Raw genomic sequence first — 16,375 nt, forward strand, 5'->3', positions numbered from 1 at the left:
ATCACCCATGGCATCGACGAGGCGGTCGTGCTCGGCCAACGCGTGGCGGTGATGACGTCGCGCCCGGGCCGCATCAAGCAGCTCATCGAGATTCCCGCCTCGCTGCGCAACGAGGCAGACGACGTGCGCTCGCTGCCGGAGTTCGGCCAGGTGCGGCATGAAATCTGGAATCAACTCCGCGACGAGGTGCAGAAAGCACAGCAGGGGCAATTGAGCGGCGGAGCTGGTGCGCTTCGTGTCAATTCCGAGGTAAAGGAGGTTGCCCATGTCTAGCCTGGAAACGCTGACATTGCTGGAGCTCGCGCATGGGCGTTCGACGTCGGTAGCGGGCGTACAACATGGACCGTCCCGGATCCGCAACGGGCTTCATAACGCTATTCGCGGGCTTGCCGCATTAGGACACCGGTCCCTGCTACTCATTCTGTTGCTGTCGGTGTGGGAGGCGGCCCCAAGGCTCGAGCTGATCGATCCCGTATTCCTGCCGCCGTTTTCGGAGGTGATCGCCGCCGGCTGGCAGCTGGCGCAAACCGGCGAGCTTTATGACGATGTCTCGGCGAGCTTGCTGCGCGCCCTGAGCGGTTTCCTGATCTCGGTCGCCTTGATTGTCCCGCTTGGGCTCGCCGTCGGCTGGTATGCTCGGCTCGGCAATCTTCTGAACCAATTCATCGAGATTTGCCGCAACACCGCGCCGCTGGCGCTGTTGCCGGTATTCATCTTGCTGCTCGGCATCGGCGAGATGTCGAAGATTACCATGGTGATCTATAGCTGCGCCTGGCCGCTGCTGCTCAATACCATCGCCGCGGTGAAGCAGGTCGATCCGCTGCTGATCAAGTCGGCGCGGACGATGGGTGCGACGCCGCAACAGTTGTTTCGGAAGGTGATCCTTCCCGCGGCGCTTCCAACCATTTTCGTCGGCATTCGTCTTGCCAGCGCCTCCGCAATGCTCGTGCTGGTCGCCTCTGAAATGGTCGGCGCCAAAGCCGGTCTCGGCTATCTCATCATCAACAGCCAGTACAGCTTCCTGATTCCCCAGATGTATTTCGGGATTCTCGGCATCACGGTGATCGGGCTGGCGTTCAATGCCATGCTCGAGGCGTTGGAGCGCCGCTTCATGCGCTGGAAGGCTCCGGTCGCGGCGTGAAGCCCGCGACCGACTGCAATCGTTCGAACAAGGGGAACCAATCATGACCAGCCCATTCCGGCGCGCCGAACGCAGGTCTGCGCCACCCGGATCCGTTGAATATGACGCCGACGTGCTGGTGCTCGGAGGCGGCCCCGCGGGCACCTGGGCGGCGGTGAGCGCGGCTGGGCGCGGTGCGCGCGTCGTACTCGCCGACAAGGGATTTTGTGGCACATCCGGTTCGACGGCGGCGGCCGGGACCGGCGTCTGGTATGTCGATCCGGACCGGGCGCAGCGCGAGGCGGCGATGGCCGGCCGCGAAAAGCTCGGCGGTTATCTGCAGGACCGCCGCTGGATGGCCCGCACACTCGATCTCACCTATCAGCAGAGCAATCGCCTGGCGGACTGGGGCTATCCCTATCCGATCGATGACCACGGCAGGTCGCAGCGCAACTCGCTGCAGGGCCCGGAATATATGCGCCTGATGCGCAAGCGGACTAAGCAGGCCGGCGTCACCATTCTCGATCACAGTCCGGCGCTCGAATTGTTGCTGGACGGCCGCGCGGTTGCCGGCGCGAGCGGCTTGCGGCGCCAGAAAGGCGACGGCTGGACGGTGCGCGCCAAGGCAGTCGTGATCGCAACGGGGGGCTGCGCATTCCTGAGCAAGACGCTGGGCTCGAACGTATTGACCGGCGATGGCTACCTGATGGCTGCGGAAGCAGGCGCCGAGTTCAGCAGCATGGAATTTTCTAACCCCTATGCGATCTCGCCGGCGTTCGGCTCGGTAACCAAGACGCTGTTCTATGGCTGGGCGACGTTCACCTATGATGACGGCAGCGTGGTGCCGGGTGCGGCATCCAAGGGCGGCCGATCGGCGATCGCGCGCGCGCTTCTCGAGGGCCCGGTATATGCCAGACTCGACAAGGCCGACGCAGACGTGCAGCGGCACATGCGCGTCTCGCAGCCGAACTTTTTCCTGCCCTTCGATCGCACCGGCATCGACCCGTTCACCGATCGCTTTCCGGTGACCCTGCGGTTGGAAGGCACCCTCCGCGGCACCGGCGGTCTTCGCATCGTTGACGACACCTGCGCCACCAGTGTGGCGGGTCTCTATGCGGCGGGCGATGCCGCCACTCGTGAACTGATCTGCGGCGGCTTCACTGGCGGCGGTAGCCACAACGCAGCCTGGGCGATGTCGTCGGGGACGCTGGCGGGGAGGGGCGCCGCTGATTACGCAAGACAAGCCGGTACGACCGGCCGGCAAAAGCTGTCGTCGGCGGGAACGGTCGGCTTTCGCCGCCGCGGGCAGCACGCGTTCGAACCTGCTGCGCTGAAGAAGATTGTCCAGGACGAGGTGTTTCCGTATGAGCTGAACTATTTCCGCGAGGCGTCCCGGCTGGATGGCGCGCTGGCGCGCCTTGACGCCGGATGGCGTAACGCCTCCGAAGCAGATGCGGCCGACACGTCCGAGCTATTGCGCGCACGGGAAAGCGCGGCGATGCTGGCGACCGCAAGGTGGATGTATCGCAGCGCGCTGGCGCGTCAGGAAAGCCGCGGCATGCATCGCCGCGACGATTTCCCCGATCAGGATCACCGGCAGCGCCACTACGTGACGACGGGCGGCCTTGACGAGGTCTGGACCTCGACCAGGCCACACGCGGAGACTGCTTATGCGGAGGCAGCAGAATGATCGAAATCATCGACGCCGAGCGTTGCACGTCCTGCGACATATGCGTAAATGTGTGCCCGACCAACGTGTTCGACAAGACTAGCGGAATCCCCGTTGTTGCACGACAGAGCGACTGCCAGACGTGCTTTCTCTGCGAGCTCTATTGTCCTGAGGATGCGCTCTACGTCTCGCCTTTCGCGGATGGTACCCAGCCGGTCGATGTCGCCGCGCTGAAGCAGGCGAACGGGATGGGCACCTATCGTCGGGCTGTCGGATGGACCAGCGACACGAAAGATCGCCGAAGCGCCGATCGCAGCTTCCTGCTTTTCGGTCATTAGGCCTACTCAACCCATGAGCTGCCGGTGCTTCGGAAGCGTAGCCACCGGAGCGGACCTCAGCGGGCGAGCTGGCGACGCGCTCGTCGGGACCGTCGACGAACGAGCGCACCCTAACGCAATATCGCGAGATCAAGGGGACCATGTGATGTGTACCTGCTGCACGATCTCGGACGAGACACTTACCTCGGTTGGGCTGCTTCGGCGATCGGCCCGGCTCAACTTGGCCTATACCAACTCGGCCGACGACGTTCATCCGCCGAGCGGAGCTGAATTGACCATCTTCTGCAGATAGAACGTCCATCAGGACAGTGGTCGCGGCAGCGGCGCCATTTCCGAGTCGAGGATTAGTCGACCGTCGAGTCGACCATCCAATCGCTTCACGTATTCTGAAGCTTCCTCCATATGCGCTTTCATGAGCGCGCGCACGCGCTCGCTGTCGCGCGCGCGGGCGGCCTTGGCGATCTCCGTGTGAATCTTGACGTTGGCGCATCCAAATCGCGTGTGCTCTTCGGGAGGCGTCTGGGTGCTGAAGACAACCAGCCGACGGAGCATCTCGTTGATCAGCTCGCATGCAAAGCGCAGGAAGGGATTGGGGTTTGCAGCGGCCAAAATGTCGTGAAAGTCGAGATCGGCCTGGCGTTGACGAACCAGAAGGGACGGCTCCTGCGAGGCCGGCTGACACGTCTGAATGTTCTGCTCTAGCGCGTCGAGCTGCTCATCCGACAGGAATGGCACCGAGCCGGCAGCCAATTCCGGTTCCAGCAAGCGTCGCGCCGCATAGATGTCCTCCATGCTGACTTCTTTGAAGAACAGGTAGTTCTGCAACAGCTGAAAGGTGCGCTCGAGCGGGACCTCCATGATCGTCGCCCCCCCGGTCGGCCCGGTGCTGATCGTGATCAGTCCCTGGACCTCGAGGGACTTGAGCGCCTCGCGGATCGTGCTCTTGCTGACCGAAAACAGCCGCTGAAGCTCCTTCTCCATGGGCAGCTTGTCGCCCGGGCGAAGGTTCTTCTGAGTGATCAGCTGCTTGATCTCTTCGGTAACCAGGTCGGCCCGCTTTTGAATTTTCAACCGGCCCCCCGGCCGCGGCAATTTTTCTAATTCGACCGTCATTCGCGAATTCTCCAACGCCACCAGTAGGTTCCAAGACCGCCGCCGGCGGTGAGCTGGCGCGGGCCCAAGGAAAGAACCGACTCGTCGATTGACACTTCTCCCATAACAGGCATATTCATGCAAATCAGGTTTATCATGATAAATAGAATAGACCGGTCGAATAAGAAGGGAGCGAGCATGGCAATCGGGCAGAAAATCCCGGAAATTTGGGCGGCCATTCACACGCCCTTCGATGCCTCCGGTGCCATCGACGAGGCCGGAGTCCGCCGGAACGTCCGCCACTACATCGCGACCGGATTGGCGGGCGTGTTCTGCAATGGGCTGATCGGCGAAGTCTGGTCGCTCACCCTCCAGGAGCGAAAGCGTGTCATCGAGGTCATTGCGGACGAGGCGTGGGGGCGCCTTGGGATTTCCGTGGTGATCTCCGGTCCCTCGGTGGAGGAAACCATCGATCTCGGCGAGCACGCGCGTCGGCTTGGCGTCAGCCACGCCGTGCTGATGGTCCCAACCTCGGGGCCGCGATCGCCTGCGCAGCAGTTCGCGTATCTGCACCACGTCTGCGTCCGCTTGGAGATGCCGATCGTCATCTTCAACGCGCGAACCGCCGCAGGCAGCCCATTGGATGCCGGAGTTTTCACCCAGCTCTGTTCGCTGCCCAATCTCAAGCTCCTGAAGACGACAGGCAATGCAGCCGAGAACGCGGCGCTTCGCCAGGCTGCGCGAAACGGCGTGCTGGTGTCAGACCCGCTGGAAGAGAACTTCTTCGCCAACATGCAGGCCGAGGGTCAGTCGATCCTCTATGCCGACCCCGAGCCTTACCTCTATCAACGCAGCGAGTTTCGTCCGATCGCGGAATACGTGGCTCTGTTGGCGGCCGGACGGACGGAAGAAGCGGCACGCATCTGTGCTTCACTCGCCCCGCAGCGGATCATCTTCAACAAGTGGATCATGGACCCGCTAAAGCGCGGTCACATGCCGAACGCAGCGGTCAAGCATTGGTGCGATCTGATCGGCCTTGCCGGCGGCGCCGTGCGCTCGCCGGTCACGCCGCTATCCGCTGCTGAAAGACGAGAGCTGGAAGCCGATCTCATCGCATGTGGTGCGCCCGGCCTGCTGTCTGCCGGGGAGTGAATTTCGTCGTGACTTGCTGATTGCAATCTTCAACGGAGGGGAACATGACTTTGAAGCCTGTCGACCGTCGCTCGGTGCTCCAGATGCTGGCCGCTGCCAGCTCCGCACCATTCGTCCTCAAGAGTACCGTTGCCCATGCGGAGACGCCGCTCACCGTTGGAGTTCTCTACTCCGGCTCCAAGCAGGATTACGGCTTTAACCAGTCCCACGCGCAGGCGGCCGCTGCGCTCAAGAAACAACCCGGCATCAAGGTGATCGAGGAGGAGCGCGTTCCGGAAACGATCGCGGCCCAGCGCAGCATGGAAGGCATGATCCGTCAGGACGGCGCTCAACTCATCCTGGCGACGTCCTTTGGTTATTTCAAGCCGCACGTTCTGGAGATGGCGGCCAAGTACCCGGACGTCACCTTCGCTCACACCGGTGGCGTGTGGGCGGCGGGCATGCCCGAGAACATCGGCACATTCTACGCCTACATCTTCGAGGCGCAGTACATTTCCGGAATCGTCGCTGGTCACATGACGAAGAGCAAGAAGCTCGGCCTCGTTGCTGCGAAGCCGACACCCAATCTTCTGCGCAGCATCAACGCGTTCGCGATTGGCGCGCGCTCGGTCGATCCGGCCATTCAGGTGCAGGTCATCTTTACTGGCGACTGGGTGCTTCCTGTGCGCGAGGCAGAAGCGACGAACACGCTGGTCGACCAGGGAGCCGACGTCATCGCCGCCCAGGTCGATAGCCCGAAGGTCGTGATCGAGACGGCGGAGAAGCGCGGCGTCATGTCATGCGGTTACCACTCGAGTCAGGCCGATGTGGCTCCCAACGGCTATCTCACGGGGGCCGAGTGGAACTGGATCACGCCTTACCTCGTCTATGCCGGCAGCGTGCGTGGCGGCAAGAAGCCGGAGCACTATCTCCGTGCCGGGCTTGGCGATCATTTCGTCAAGAACAGTCCGTTCGGGAAACTCGTTACGCCCGAGGCGCGCGCGGCGGCCGAGACGGCGCGGGCAGACCTCATCGGCGGCACGCGCGTGATCTACAGCGGCCCGCTCAAGGACAACAAGGGCAACGTCGTCATCCCTGCAGGAACTACGCAGAGCAGCAGCGACCGTGTGCTGGACGGCATCAATTATCTCGTCGAAGGCATCATTGGCCAAGTCTAGGAGGTGCCCTTGTCTTCGATCTCCGGAATCGAACCCGTGCCATCGAGTCAGCCAGTAACCGCAGCCCACCTCGGTTTGGCCTTGCCTGTGCTGGCGGTGCTGCTTGCGTCGGCCATCTTCGCGGCATTCGTCGCCTCGTACGGACAGAACCCCATTACCGTGTTCGGTCTGATCGTCCAGGGCGGCTTCGGCAGCAGCTTCGCCTGGCAGGATACCTTGTCGCGCGCCGCTCCTCTTGTCCTCGTGGGGCTCGCCGTCGCGATCCCCGCGCAAGCGGGGCTGGTGATTATCGGCGGCGAGGGGGCCTTGGTGCTGGGCGGGCTCGCAGGTGCCGTTGTGACGTTGCCGTTCGCGGGGGCGCACGCACTTCCCATGCAACTCCTCATGTTGCTGGCCGGCGCCTTCATCGGAGGACTCTGGTTCGGTCTGGCGGGCGTGCTCCGCCAGTACCGCGGCCTCAACGAAACGATCTCAAGTCTGCTGCTGTCCTATATCGGGATCGCAATCTTTCATCATCTGACGGAAGGTCTGCTCCGCGATCCGGCAAGCCTCGACAAGCCGTCGACCCACCCGATCGATACGTCCTACATGTTGCCGGTGATGCCCGGTTTCGGCGTTCACGCGGGGCTTGCCATCAGCCTATCGCTGGCCATCATCGCCCACCTCGTGCTCCGCTACACGCGTTGGGGTTTTGCTCTGCGGGTGGTCGGCGGAAGTGCCCGGGTCGCGAGAATGATGGGCCTTGCCGTCAATCGCTGGATCATCGGTGCCTCGGTCTTGGCAGGTGGTATGGCGGGAGTTGCCGGCGCGATCGAGGTGGCGGCCGTGCAGGGGACCGCCAACTCCTCACTCATCGTCGGCTATGGCTATAGCGGAATCCTCGTCGCGTTCCTGGCGCGACACCAGCCGCTTGCGATTGTCGCCGTCGCGCTGCTGATCGGGGGCATGCAGGCGAGCGCCAGTCTGCTGCAACGGCGCCTCGGACTTCCCGATGCGACAATGCTGGTGTTTCAGGGCCTGATTTTCGTCTGCGTCCTCGTCGCGGACGCAATTGCGCAACAACTCCGAGAAACGACGCGGAGGTAGAGGCATGGACGGTACATCAATCGGCTGGCTTGCGCTGCCGCTCGCGATCCTGGGTGGTGCGATCCGTGTGTCGACACCCTTCATTTTCGTGAGCATCGGTGAGCTGATCACCGAGAAATCGGGCCGTATCAATCTGGGCCTCGAAGGCACTCTGATGCTCGGTGCAATGGCGGGATACGCGATCTCCTACATCTCCGGCTCGCCCTGGCTCGGCGTGCTTTCGGCCGGACTTGCCGGAATGGCATTCGGGCTGCTGCATGGCCTTTTGTGCAGTGTGAAACGCGTCAATGACACCGCGATCGGCATCAGCCTGATCGTGCTGGGTACGGGCCTCGCGTTCTTCCTGGGCAAACCCTTGATCGAGCCCAAAGCGCCGCCGCTTCCCTCGATCGCACTCGGATTCTGGTCGAGCGTACCGCAGGTGCGAGCTGCGCTCGATGTCAACGCACTGTTCTTCGTCGGAATTGCACTGGCTTTTGCAGTCTACGTTTTCCTGAACAGGACCGGCTGGGGGCTGATGCTGCGCACGGTGGGAGATAGCGAGGATGCGGCACGTGCGCTTGGGTTTCCGGTATTGCGGGTGCGCATCATCGCGACCATGGCGGGCGGCTTTCTCGCCGGCATCGGCGGCAGCTTCCTGTCGCTTTCGTATCCGGGGAGCTGGAGTGAAGGCCTGTCGAGCGGTCAAGGCATCATGGCTGTCGCGCTCGTCATCTTTGCGCGCTGGCGTTCGATCAACGCTCTCGGTGCATCGCTGCTGTTCGGCGGGGCGGGCGCTCTTGGTCCTGCGCTCCAGGGCATCGGCGTGACCGGCTACTATTACCTGTTCAACGCGGCGCCCTACATCCTGACGCTGGCGATCATGGTGGCCTCGACGTCGCGGGCTGCTCCGTTCGCCGACGCGCCGGGCGAGCTCAAGCTGCACCGATGAGAAGCGCCGTGATGAGAATTCATCCTCGGAGGAAAGTCCGATGACAGCTCCGCAAGTCGAGCTCAAGAACATGACGAAGCGTTTCGGAGCGAATCTCGCTTTGAACAACGTGTCGCTACTGATCCGCTCGGGCACCGTCCACGCGCTGCTCGGGGAGAATGGCGCTGGGAAGAGCACGTTGGTCAAATGCCTCGTCGGCTTTTACCATCCGGACGAGGGTCACATCGAGGTGGATGGGCGCGAGCATCGGCTGAGCTCACCGAAGGATGCCGACGCGCTCGGCATCGGCATGGTGTATCAGCATTTCACTCTCGTACCGTCGATGACGGTGGCGCAGAATCTCGTCGTCAGCGGAGCGAGATTGCCGGCCTATATCAACTGGCAAAACGAGCTAAAGCGGCTGACCGAAGTTACAAAGAAGCTTCCGTTTCACGTGCCACTCGACGTACGCGTCTCGCAGCTCTCGGCGGGCGAGAAGCAGAAGGCCGAGATCGTCAAGCAGCTCTATCTCGGGCGCAAGCTACTCGTCCTCGACGAGCCGACGTCGGTGCTGACGCCTGCCGAGGCCGATGAAGTGCTCGGCCATGTTCGTAGCCTGACACGGACGGGCGCACTCAGCGCCATCCTGATTAGCCACAAGTTCCATGAAGTGCGCCGATTCGCCGACGACGTGACGGTGTTGCGTCGAGGCGCGTCGGTGCGAACGGGCGCCGTCGCCGATTTGATTGATGACGCTCTGGCAGAAGCTATGATCGGAGAGCCCGTCAGCAAGATGGTGCAGCACGCGCCGAAATCACCGCCGAAGTCCGACATTATTCTCTCCATCAGCGACCTCCGCGTGAACGGCGACAATGGTCTTCCGGCTGTGAAAGATCTCTCGCTCGAGGTGCGAGCAGGGGAGATTGTCGGAATTGCCGGGGTATCCGGTAATGGCCAATTGGAGCTGGTCGAGGCCATGATGGGGCAGCGGGACCGCATCGGTACGATGATCGTGTCCGGCTCGCCGTTCAACGGTACGCGACAGGAAATCGCTCGCCTCGGCGTCTACGGACTGCCGCAAGAGCCCCTGAAGAACGCCTGCATCGATCGCATGTCGCTGGCCGAGAATCTTGCCCTGCGCAATTTCGATCGGGTGCCGCTCTGCCGTGGTATCGCAATGAACTACGGCGCGCTCGCCAAGCAGGCTGAGAGGCTGGTCGCACAATTTCGTGTCAAGGCGCCTGGCCTGACCGCAAGCATGAGCACGCTGTCCGGTGGCAACGTGCAGCGAGCCGTACTGGCGCGGGAGCTCACGCAGGACGTCCGATTGCTGGTCGCGTCCAACCCGACGTTCGGTCTCGATTTCGTTGCGTGCGAAGAAACGTACCGTCGGATCCTCGGGGCCCGGAACGGCGGAGCCGCAGTGCTGCTCATCTCGGAGGATCTCGACGAGTTGCTTGGCTTGGTCGACAGGGTCCTCGTCATGAGCGCGGGTCGCATCGTCCATGAAGTGTCAGCCGAGGGCGCCGACAAGCGCGTGATCGGCAAGTACATGGCGGGAATGAAAGCGGCCTGACTCGAGGGCGCGCGTCTGATCAAAATCAATAAGGAGACGTTCGTGGTCACGCAGATCAATCATTTCATCAATGGCAAGCAGGTCCCGGGTGGCAGCGAACGCAGCTTGCCGGTCTTCAACCCGGCAACGGGCGAGCAGACCGGCCGTGTTGTGGCCGCCAACGCGGTCGTGGTGGCCGACGCGGTGGCCGCCGCCAGCAGGGCGGCCCAGGGTTGGGCCGACACGACGCCTCTACGTCGTGCGCGCGTTCTCAATCGATTTCTGCGGATTCTCGAGGATCGCGCAAGTCAGCTTGCCGACGTGATCGTCTCCGAGCACGGCAAGGTTCACTCCGACGCTCTGGGCGAAGTTCAGCGCGGAATGGAGGTGGTCGAGTTTGCCACGGCCGCTCCGCAGCTCCTCAAGGGCGAACTTACGGAGAATGTAGGTACCCGCGTCGACAGCTATTCTACTCGCCAGCCGCTCGGTGTCGTCGCCGGAATCACGCCCTTCAATTTCCCGGTCATGGTTCCGATGTGGATGTTCCCGGTCGCTCTCGCCTGCGGAAACGCGTTCATTCTGAAGCCATCTGAGCGCGACCCGTCGGCGTCGCTCATCATGGCGGAGTGGCTGAAAGAAGCCGGTCTGCCGGACGGTGTGTTCAACGTGGTGCAAGGCGACAAGGAAGCTGTCGATGCGCTGCTGCATCACCCAGATATTTCGGCGATCAGCTTCGTGGGCTCCACACCTATCGCGCAGTACATTTATTCCACGGCCGCGAACAGCGGGAAACGCTGCCAGGCGCTCGGCGGCGCCAAGAACCACATGATCGTGATGCCCGATGCCGACATGGATCAGGCGGTCGATGCGTTGATGGGAGCGGCCTACGGCTCCGCCGGCGAACGCTGCATGGCAATCTCGGTTGCCGTGCCGGTCGGCGAGGGGACCGCAGACAGGCTGATCTCCGCACTCGAACCCAAGGTCCGAGGCCTGAAGGTCGGGCCGGGTACCGACCGCGAAGCGGAGATGGGGCCTCTCGTCACGAGGCAGCACCTGGAGAAGGTCCGGAGCTATATCGATGCCGGTGTCGCCGAGGGCGCAAAGTTGCTGGTCGACGGACGCAAGTTCAGGATGCAGGGCTACGAGAATGGTTTCTTCGTGGGCGGAAGCCTGTTCGACCATGTCAAGCCGAACATGAAGATCTATACGGAAGAGATCTTCGGACCGGTGCTGTCAGTCGTTCGAGCGCCGGACTACGCGACAGCCGCTCGCATGATCAATGAACACGAATTTGGCAATGGTACCGCCATCTTCACGCGTGATGGCGATGCCGCGCGTGAATTCGCCCATCAGATCAAGGTCGGAATGGTCGGCATCAACGTTCCGATTCCGGTGCCGATGGCCTTTCACTCCTTCGGTGGATGGAAAGCATCGATTTTCGGCGACCACCACATGCACGGCCCTGAAGGCGTCCGCTTCAATACGCGAATGAAGACCGTGACCAGCCGCTGGCCGACAGGAATGCGAGCAGGTGCTGAATTTGTCATGCCAACCATGTCATGACGGCGTCTCGAAGCTGCATGTTTCTGTTTCTCCCAAACTGCGAGGGCCCTCGGCCCTCGTTCTTTTTCGGTCCATTTTGTCGGCCGCAGTCTAAGAGAAATGATCTAAGTCTGCGCAGACAGTTGTGCAAGCGCAGTGCCGACATGAGTGCGAGTTTCTCCAAATTGCTTACTCGCTCGAACATGGCGAAGCTGAAGTTTCGGTACGGGCGCGATGTCGCATTGTACAAACTAGGGAATTGGCGCACCCGGCACCGCTTCGAAGGTGTGACCGCTGGCTTCGCAGCAACTTAACTTGCCCTTCGACCGTTTTCGATGGGCTTCGCCCCGATGCGCTATCCTCCTGGTTCAGCCCCAAGCGATTTAGACGGTCGCGTAAGGGCGATATTCATGCGGACAATCGCGCCGTCGCGCCCCCGATGCCGCATGTGAACGATGCCGCTGATGATGCGCCGATCGTCGTCCCGCTCCGGCCCCGACAGCCTCGTCGGCAGATGAGGTTCGATGCGCGCCCATTGCTTGTTATTCAGCCAAAACAGACCCTCACGCATTTTCTCGCCCCGAATCAACCACACGGGTCAAAGAATCACGTGTTGCTAATCAGGTACAGACCCGAGCACGTTCATGAACAACTACTGAATGGCGGCGGGCAACATGGTAAGTTCATCCTTCCCTACAGCCACGATCTTATCAACCGAAAACCCGTTGAATCGCGCCATATCCGTATAGGCGCCCACATTCTGGAATTCAATCCAATCGCCTTCGCTCAAATCGCGTGGCAGTGAATACGAGAATCCAAGCCTGTCCATGCTGTCGCAAGTTGGGCCAAAGATGATGAAGTCCTGCCACTCCTCAGTCTGGATCGGCTGTCCCCCACGCCAAGCGCGGGTTGGGAGCAGAAAACATTGTCGGGAAGGTGAGAGCCCGCTGTAGATGCCCGCGCCGCAGTAGAGCGCCTCGCCCTTTCTTAAGATCACGCGGCTAAACAAAGAGATGCTATCATGAACCAGTGCTCGTCCGGGCTCACACAACAGTTCAACACGCTTTAGTGCATCCGTTCCGCGCACCAGTTTCGTGATCTCGGAGAGCATGCGCAAGGGAGAGTGATAGGGGACGTTCAGATAATGGCCGGGAAAGCCGCCACCGATATCGAGCGCTATGGGGGCCGGAGAAACAGCTTCTATCAGGTCGACGGCCGCCCGAATGCCATCCAGATAGGGATCGACAACGATCGTTTGGGAACCTGGGTGAAAGGACAATCCCGTGGTCCAGCGCGATTGCGCGTTGACGAGATCCAGCAGACGGCTGGCTTCGGCGGGCGAGGCACCAAACTTGCCGTTTAAGTCTAAGATGGCGCACGTCCTGCTACACTTGAACCGGACGTAGATTCGTATTTCCGGATCATGCGACGGCAAGACTTCGAGGAGCTTCCGCAGCTCGGCTTCGCAATCGATGACATAGTCGCGAACCCCGAGATCGCGGAACGTCCGTTCGATATCGCGACGAGATTTCACTGGATTCATGAACCATGAACGGGCCCCGGAAATAGTGGAATGGACAAGGTGGGCCTCGGCCAGCGACGCCACGTCGAATCCGACCACTCCGGCGCGAGAGACCGCTTGAAGAATTTGGGGCAGCGGATTCGCCTTCACCGCATACAGCACGCGTCCTGAGAAATGCTCGGTGAATTCGCGCGTGACGGATGCAAGCCGCCCCTCATTGAGCGTATAGAAGGCGTCAACTTCTGCCCTTTCCAATGACCTTACCAAGCTCATCTTGGACCATTCCTCTCGCGCCAGGCGCGGAGTAGCCAGCGCTGTTGTTGCCTGCTGCGAGAGCAATGACTATGCCAGCGCTCCTCGCGCATTAAACCGCCTGGTTACACTTTAAAACAGTTTGCCATGCGCAACGGCGCGCGATGTCTTGAATCTTACAGCTTTTGTACACGGCTGTGAAAAACCAGACAAAGATCGAGGAGTCGACGCATCCGGATCGTGCATCACGGCCTCAATCTTTGGTTGAAATTCGCTCTGGCCTCTGACGCCGAAAGGTCGAGAGGCAATGGTGCGGAGCGTGAGCGAAGGCGGCTCTTGCCCTTGGTGCGGCCTCGATATGGCGCGCGCGGCGCGCGGACATCATCTGGGGTCGAAAGACAACACCGATTCAGAGCTCGGGCGGTAGATGTGCTGCCGGCATTCTCTGAGCTACAACGCTATGTCTTCAAGCGCAGGCATCTCGTGCGCTGCGCGCCAACAAAACACCGATCATCCAAAACCCGATCAGCGACGCCGAGCGCGATCGCTGGCGTGTCCGCGGGGCTTCATGGACACGACAAAGATTCTAATGGGCCCACGTACAGGTTCACGGCTGCGCCGTAGTGGTCCAGGGTTTGAGAGTGGGTCGCGCGAACCCGCTGCTGGTTCATGCGGAGCACAAGGTGCTCCACATAGTTGATCGAAATGTCCTAGATCATTTCGGGAAATAAGATGTGGTCCGGCATTCCCTGTTTTGCCTGTCAAACAGCTCCTTCACCCGGGCGAGTGATGATGCTCCTGAAAATTAGACTGATTTCTTTTCGCGGGCGAGTGACGCCCGCGTAAAATAGCGCTAGGAGAGGTGGGCTTTGTTTTCCGTAATAGCTAGCGCCGACATCGGAGTGGCTTCCGACGAACCACACCTGCTGCAGCCAATCCGCATGCTTGAAATTCGCGCAAGGGCTGCCCCGCATCTCAGCGCGAGAGCAGGCCTTTGTCGGGCACTTGCTGGGCCGGTTGTCGACATTAAGACTCAATGCCAGAAACCTGACACTACGCGCCGCTACGAAGTGTCTGCTGAGCCTGCGAATTCACTTCGGCACGCGATTTGCTCTGTTCACGGCATCGTCGCCAATCGCACTGCGATGGTCTTCGGGGACCGACCGCCGCGTTCGCGTCTGGTCCCCTCCGACGGTTTGCTGTGGCAGTGACTTGGCGCTCGGTTGTTGACTGAGAAAATGCAGGCAAGTGTTGGATGCGGTCTAAAATGCTTCTTTTGGGAGCCGCAACAATTGCGCCCGTCGCGAGCGGCGCAACCAAAACGGCGAACCTTGAGCCAGGAGTGAAACTGCCACCGGCGGTGTGGGGCTGGTCCGGAGGCTATATTGGCGGACAGCTACCGTCGAACCTCCTTCACCAATCCCTGCGGTCAGTCGATCTATGGCGGTGCCGACAGGTTCGATGTCACCCGGCACAACCCGCACCTGTCGATTGGCCAAGGGCCGCATTTCTGCTTGGGCGCTGCGCTGGCCCGCCTGCAATTGCGATGCGCCTTCCCCGCGCTGTTCGTGCGACTGGAGGATCTAGCGCTGATCATCGCCGCGGAGGACGTCGTCTACATGCGGTTTTACGTCATTCGCTGCCCGCAGCGCCCGCCGGTCACCTTCCGCCCTTCCATCGCTCAGAGAGTGAAGTGCCACCATGCCCGAGCAACCCTTGCCGACGCTGCCGATGTGGCGCGTCGATCACATCGAGCCCTCGCCCGAGATGTTGGTGCTATGCGCTAAGGGGCCGATCCACCGCGTGCGCTTCCCGTCCGGGCACGAAGGCTGGTGGGTGACAGGCTACGACGAGGCCAAGGCGGTGCTGTGTGACGCGGCGTTCCGGCCCGCGGGAATGCCGCCGGCGGCATTCACCCCAGATTCGGTGATTCTCGGTTCGCCGGGCTGGCTGGTCTCGCACGAGGGGGACGAACATGCCCGGTTACACACGATCGTGGCGCCGTCCTTCAGCAACCACAGGGTGAAGCTGCTCGCCCAGCAGGTCGAGGCGATCGCCGCGCGGTTGTTCGAGACGTTGGCGGCGCAGCCCCAACCCGCCGACCTGCGGCGCCACCTCTCATTTCCCCTTCCGGCCATGGTCATCAGCGCGCTGATGGGCGTGCTCTACGAGGATCACGCCTTTTTCGCCGGGCTGTCCGACGAGGTGATGACGCACCAGCATGAAAGCGGCCCGCGCAGCGCGTCGCGCCTGGCTTGGGAAGAACTGCGCGCCTACATTCGCGGCAAGATGCGGGACAAGCGCCAGGATCCGGGCGACAACCTGCTAACGGATCTGCTCGCGGCGGTTGACCAGGGCAAGGCGACCGAGGAAGAGGCGATCGGCCTGGCGGCGGGCATGCTGGTGGCGGGCCACGAGAGCACCGTCGCGCAGATCGAATTCGGCCTGCTGGCCATGTTCCGCCATCCGCAACAGCGCGAACGCCTGGTCCGCGATCCATCCCTGGTGGACAACGCGGTGGAGGAAATCCTGCGTATGTACCCGCCGGGCGCGGGCTGGGACGGCATCATGCGCTATCCGAGGACCGACGTGACCATCGCGGGCGTTCATATTCCCCCGGAAAGCAAGGTGCTGGTCGGCCTGCCGGCGACGTCGTTCGATACGCGCCATTTCGTCGACCCGGAAATCTTCGACATCGGACGCCAGGAAAAGCCGCACCTGGCGTTCTCCTACGGGCCGCACTCCTGCATCGGCGGCGCGCTGGCCAGGCTAGAACTCAAGGCGGTGTTCGGTTCGATCTTCCAGCGCTTTCCCGAGCTGCGTTTGGCCGTAGCGCCCGAAGAACTGAAGTTGCGCAAGGAGATCATCACTGGTGGGTTCGAGGAGTTCCCGGTGCTCTGGTGATGTGCGGACGCCGCTGGGGGATCGCGATCTTCTCCGCAACTGCCGGCGCGCCTGGCGCGCGCCCATCAGATCAGCC

The 16,375-nt window shown here is 61.8% G+C and carries 13 protein-coding genes and 2 pseudogenes; 12 read left to right on the forward strand and 3 right to left on the reverse strand.

The features are described from left to right. The 4 genes and pseudogenes from AC24YW_RS36225 to AC24YW_RS36240 all read left to right on the forward strand — a co-directional run. Positions 1-273 (forward strand): annotated as a pseudogene (locus AC24YW_RS36225) (ABC transporter ATP-binding protein); the annotation flags it as partial. 16 nt (positions 274-289) lie between these two features. Then, the gene (locus tag AC24YW_RS36230; RefSeq protein WP_487487162.1) at positions 290-1,141 is read left to right on the forward strand and encodes an ABC transporter permease; all 852 of its coding nucleotides are present in this window, start codon (positions 290-292) and stop codon (positions 1,139-1,141) included. Positions 1,142-1,184: 43 nt separating this feature from the next. Further along, entirely contained in the window at positions 1,185-2,810 is a 1,626-nt protein-coding gene (locus tag AC24YW_RS36235; RefSeq protein ID WP_487487163.1) for an FAD-dependent oxidoreductase, read from the forward strand. After that, positions 2,807-3,127, forward strand: a complete 321-nt coding sequence (locus AC24YW_RS36240; protein ID WP_271595738.1) for a 4Fe-4S dicluster domain-containing protein — start codon at positions 2,807-2,809, stop codon at positions 3,125-3,127. Before AC24YW_RS36235 ends, AC24YW_RS36240 begins: the two co-directional genes overlap by 4 nt. Positions 3,128-3,427: 300 nt before the next feature. Here the strand turns inward: AC24YW_RS36240 and AC24YW_RS36245 are convergent, their stop codons facing one another. Beyond that, complete coding sequence (locus tag AC24YW_RS36245; RefSeq protein WP_487487164.1) at positions 3,428-4,240, reverse strand: FadR/GntR family transcriptional regulator; 813 nt, start codon at positions 4,238-4,240, stop codon at positions 3,428-3,430. A 48-nt stretch (positions 4,241-4,288) separates the two neighbouring features. Between AC24YW_RS36245 and AC24YW_RS36250 the strand changes: the two genes are divergently transcribed. Genes AC24YW_RS36250 through AC24YW_RS36275 form a run of 6 tightly spaced genes read left to right on the forward strand, consistent with a single transcriptional unit; the run spans position 4,289 to position 11,642 of the window. Beyond that, the gene (locus AC24YW_RS36250; protein ID WP_487487165.1) at positions 4,289-5,371 is read left to right on the forward strand and encodes a dihydrodipicolinate synthase family protein; all 1,083 of its coding nucleotides are present in this window, start codon (positions 4,289-4,291) and stop codon (positions 5,369-5,371) included. A gap of 44 nt (positions 5,372-5,415) precedes the next feature. Continuing rightward, positions 5,416-6,528, forward strand: coding sequence for a BMP family ABC transporter substrate-binding protein (locus tag AC24YW_RS36255; protein ID WP_487487166.1), 1,113 nt, complete (start codon positions 5,416-5,418; stop codon positions 6,526-6,528). Positions 6,529-6,537: 9 nt separating this feature from the next. After that, positions 6,538-7,614, forward strand: a complete 1,077-nt coding sequence (locus AC24YW_RS36260) for an ABC transporter permease (protein WP_487487167.1) — start codon at positions 6,538-6,540, stop codon at positions 7,612-7,614. 4 nt (positions 7,615-7,618) lie between these two features. Beyond that, the gene (locus AC24YW_RS36265) at positions 7,619-8,545 is read left to right on the forward strand and encodes an ABC transporter permease (RefSeq protein ID WP_487487168.1); all 927 of its coding nucleotides are present in this window, start codon (positions 7,619-7,621) and stop codon (positions 8,543-8,545) included. A gap of 40 nt (positions 8,546-8,585) precedes the next feature. Continuing rightward, positions 8,586-10,100: an ABC transporter ATP-binding protein gene (locus tag AC24YW_RS36270; RefSeq protein ID WP_487487169.1), complete on the forward strand. Its 1,515-nt coding sequence runs from the start codon at positions 8,586-8,588 to the stop codon at positions 10,098-10,100. A gap of 42 nt (positions 10,101-10,142) precedes the next feature. After that, positions 10,143-11,642, forward strand: coding sequence for a CoA-acylating methylmalonate-semialdehyde dehydrogenase (locus AC24YW_RS36275; protein WP_487487170.1), 1,500 nt, complete (start codon positions 10,143-10,145; stop codon positions 11,640-11,642). Positions 11,643-12,007: 365 nt separating this feature from the next. Here AC24YW_RS36275 and AC24YW_RS36280 read toward each other — a convergent pair. Both AC24YW_RS36280 and AC24YW_RS36285 read right to left on the reverse strand, forming a co-directional pair. Beyond that, positions 12,008-12,192: pseudogene (locus AC24YW_RS36280) on the reverse strand (transposase); the annotation flags it as partial. Between the two features lie 81 nt (positions 12,193-12,273). Beyond that, entirely contained in the window at positions 12,274-13,482 is a 1,209-nt protein-coding gene (locus AC24YW_RS36285) for a type III PLP-dependent enzyme domain-containing protein (RefSeq protein WP_487487171.1), read from the reverse strand. Between the two features lie 1,298 nt (positions 13,483-14,780). Between AC24YW_RS36285 and AC24YW_RS36290 the strand changes: the two genes are divergently transcribed. Both AC24YW_RS36290 and AC24YW_RS36295 read left to right on the forward strand, forming a co-directional pair. Next, the gene (locus AC24YW_RS36290) at positions 14,781-15,182 is read left to right on the forward strand and encodes a cytochrome P450 (RefSeq protein WP_487487172.1); all 402 of its coding nucleotides are present in this window, start codon (positions 14,781-14,783) and stop codon (positions 15,180-15,182) included. Next, positions 15,097-16,299, forward strand: coding sequence for a cytochrome P450 (locus AC24YW_RS36295; protein WP_487487173.1), 1,203 nt, complete (start codon positions 15,097-15,099; stop codon positions 16,297-16,299). The genes AC24YW_RS36290 and AC24YW_RS36295 overlap by 86 nt, the downstream gene beginning before the upstream one ends. Positions 16,300-16,375: the final 76 nt, after the last annotated feature.

Source organism: Bradyrhizobium sp. USDA3516 (assembly GCF_057651995.1).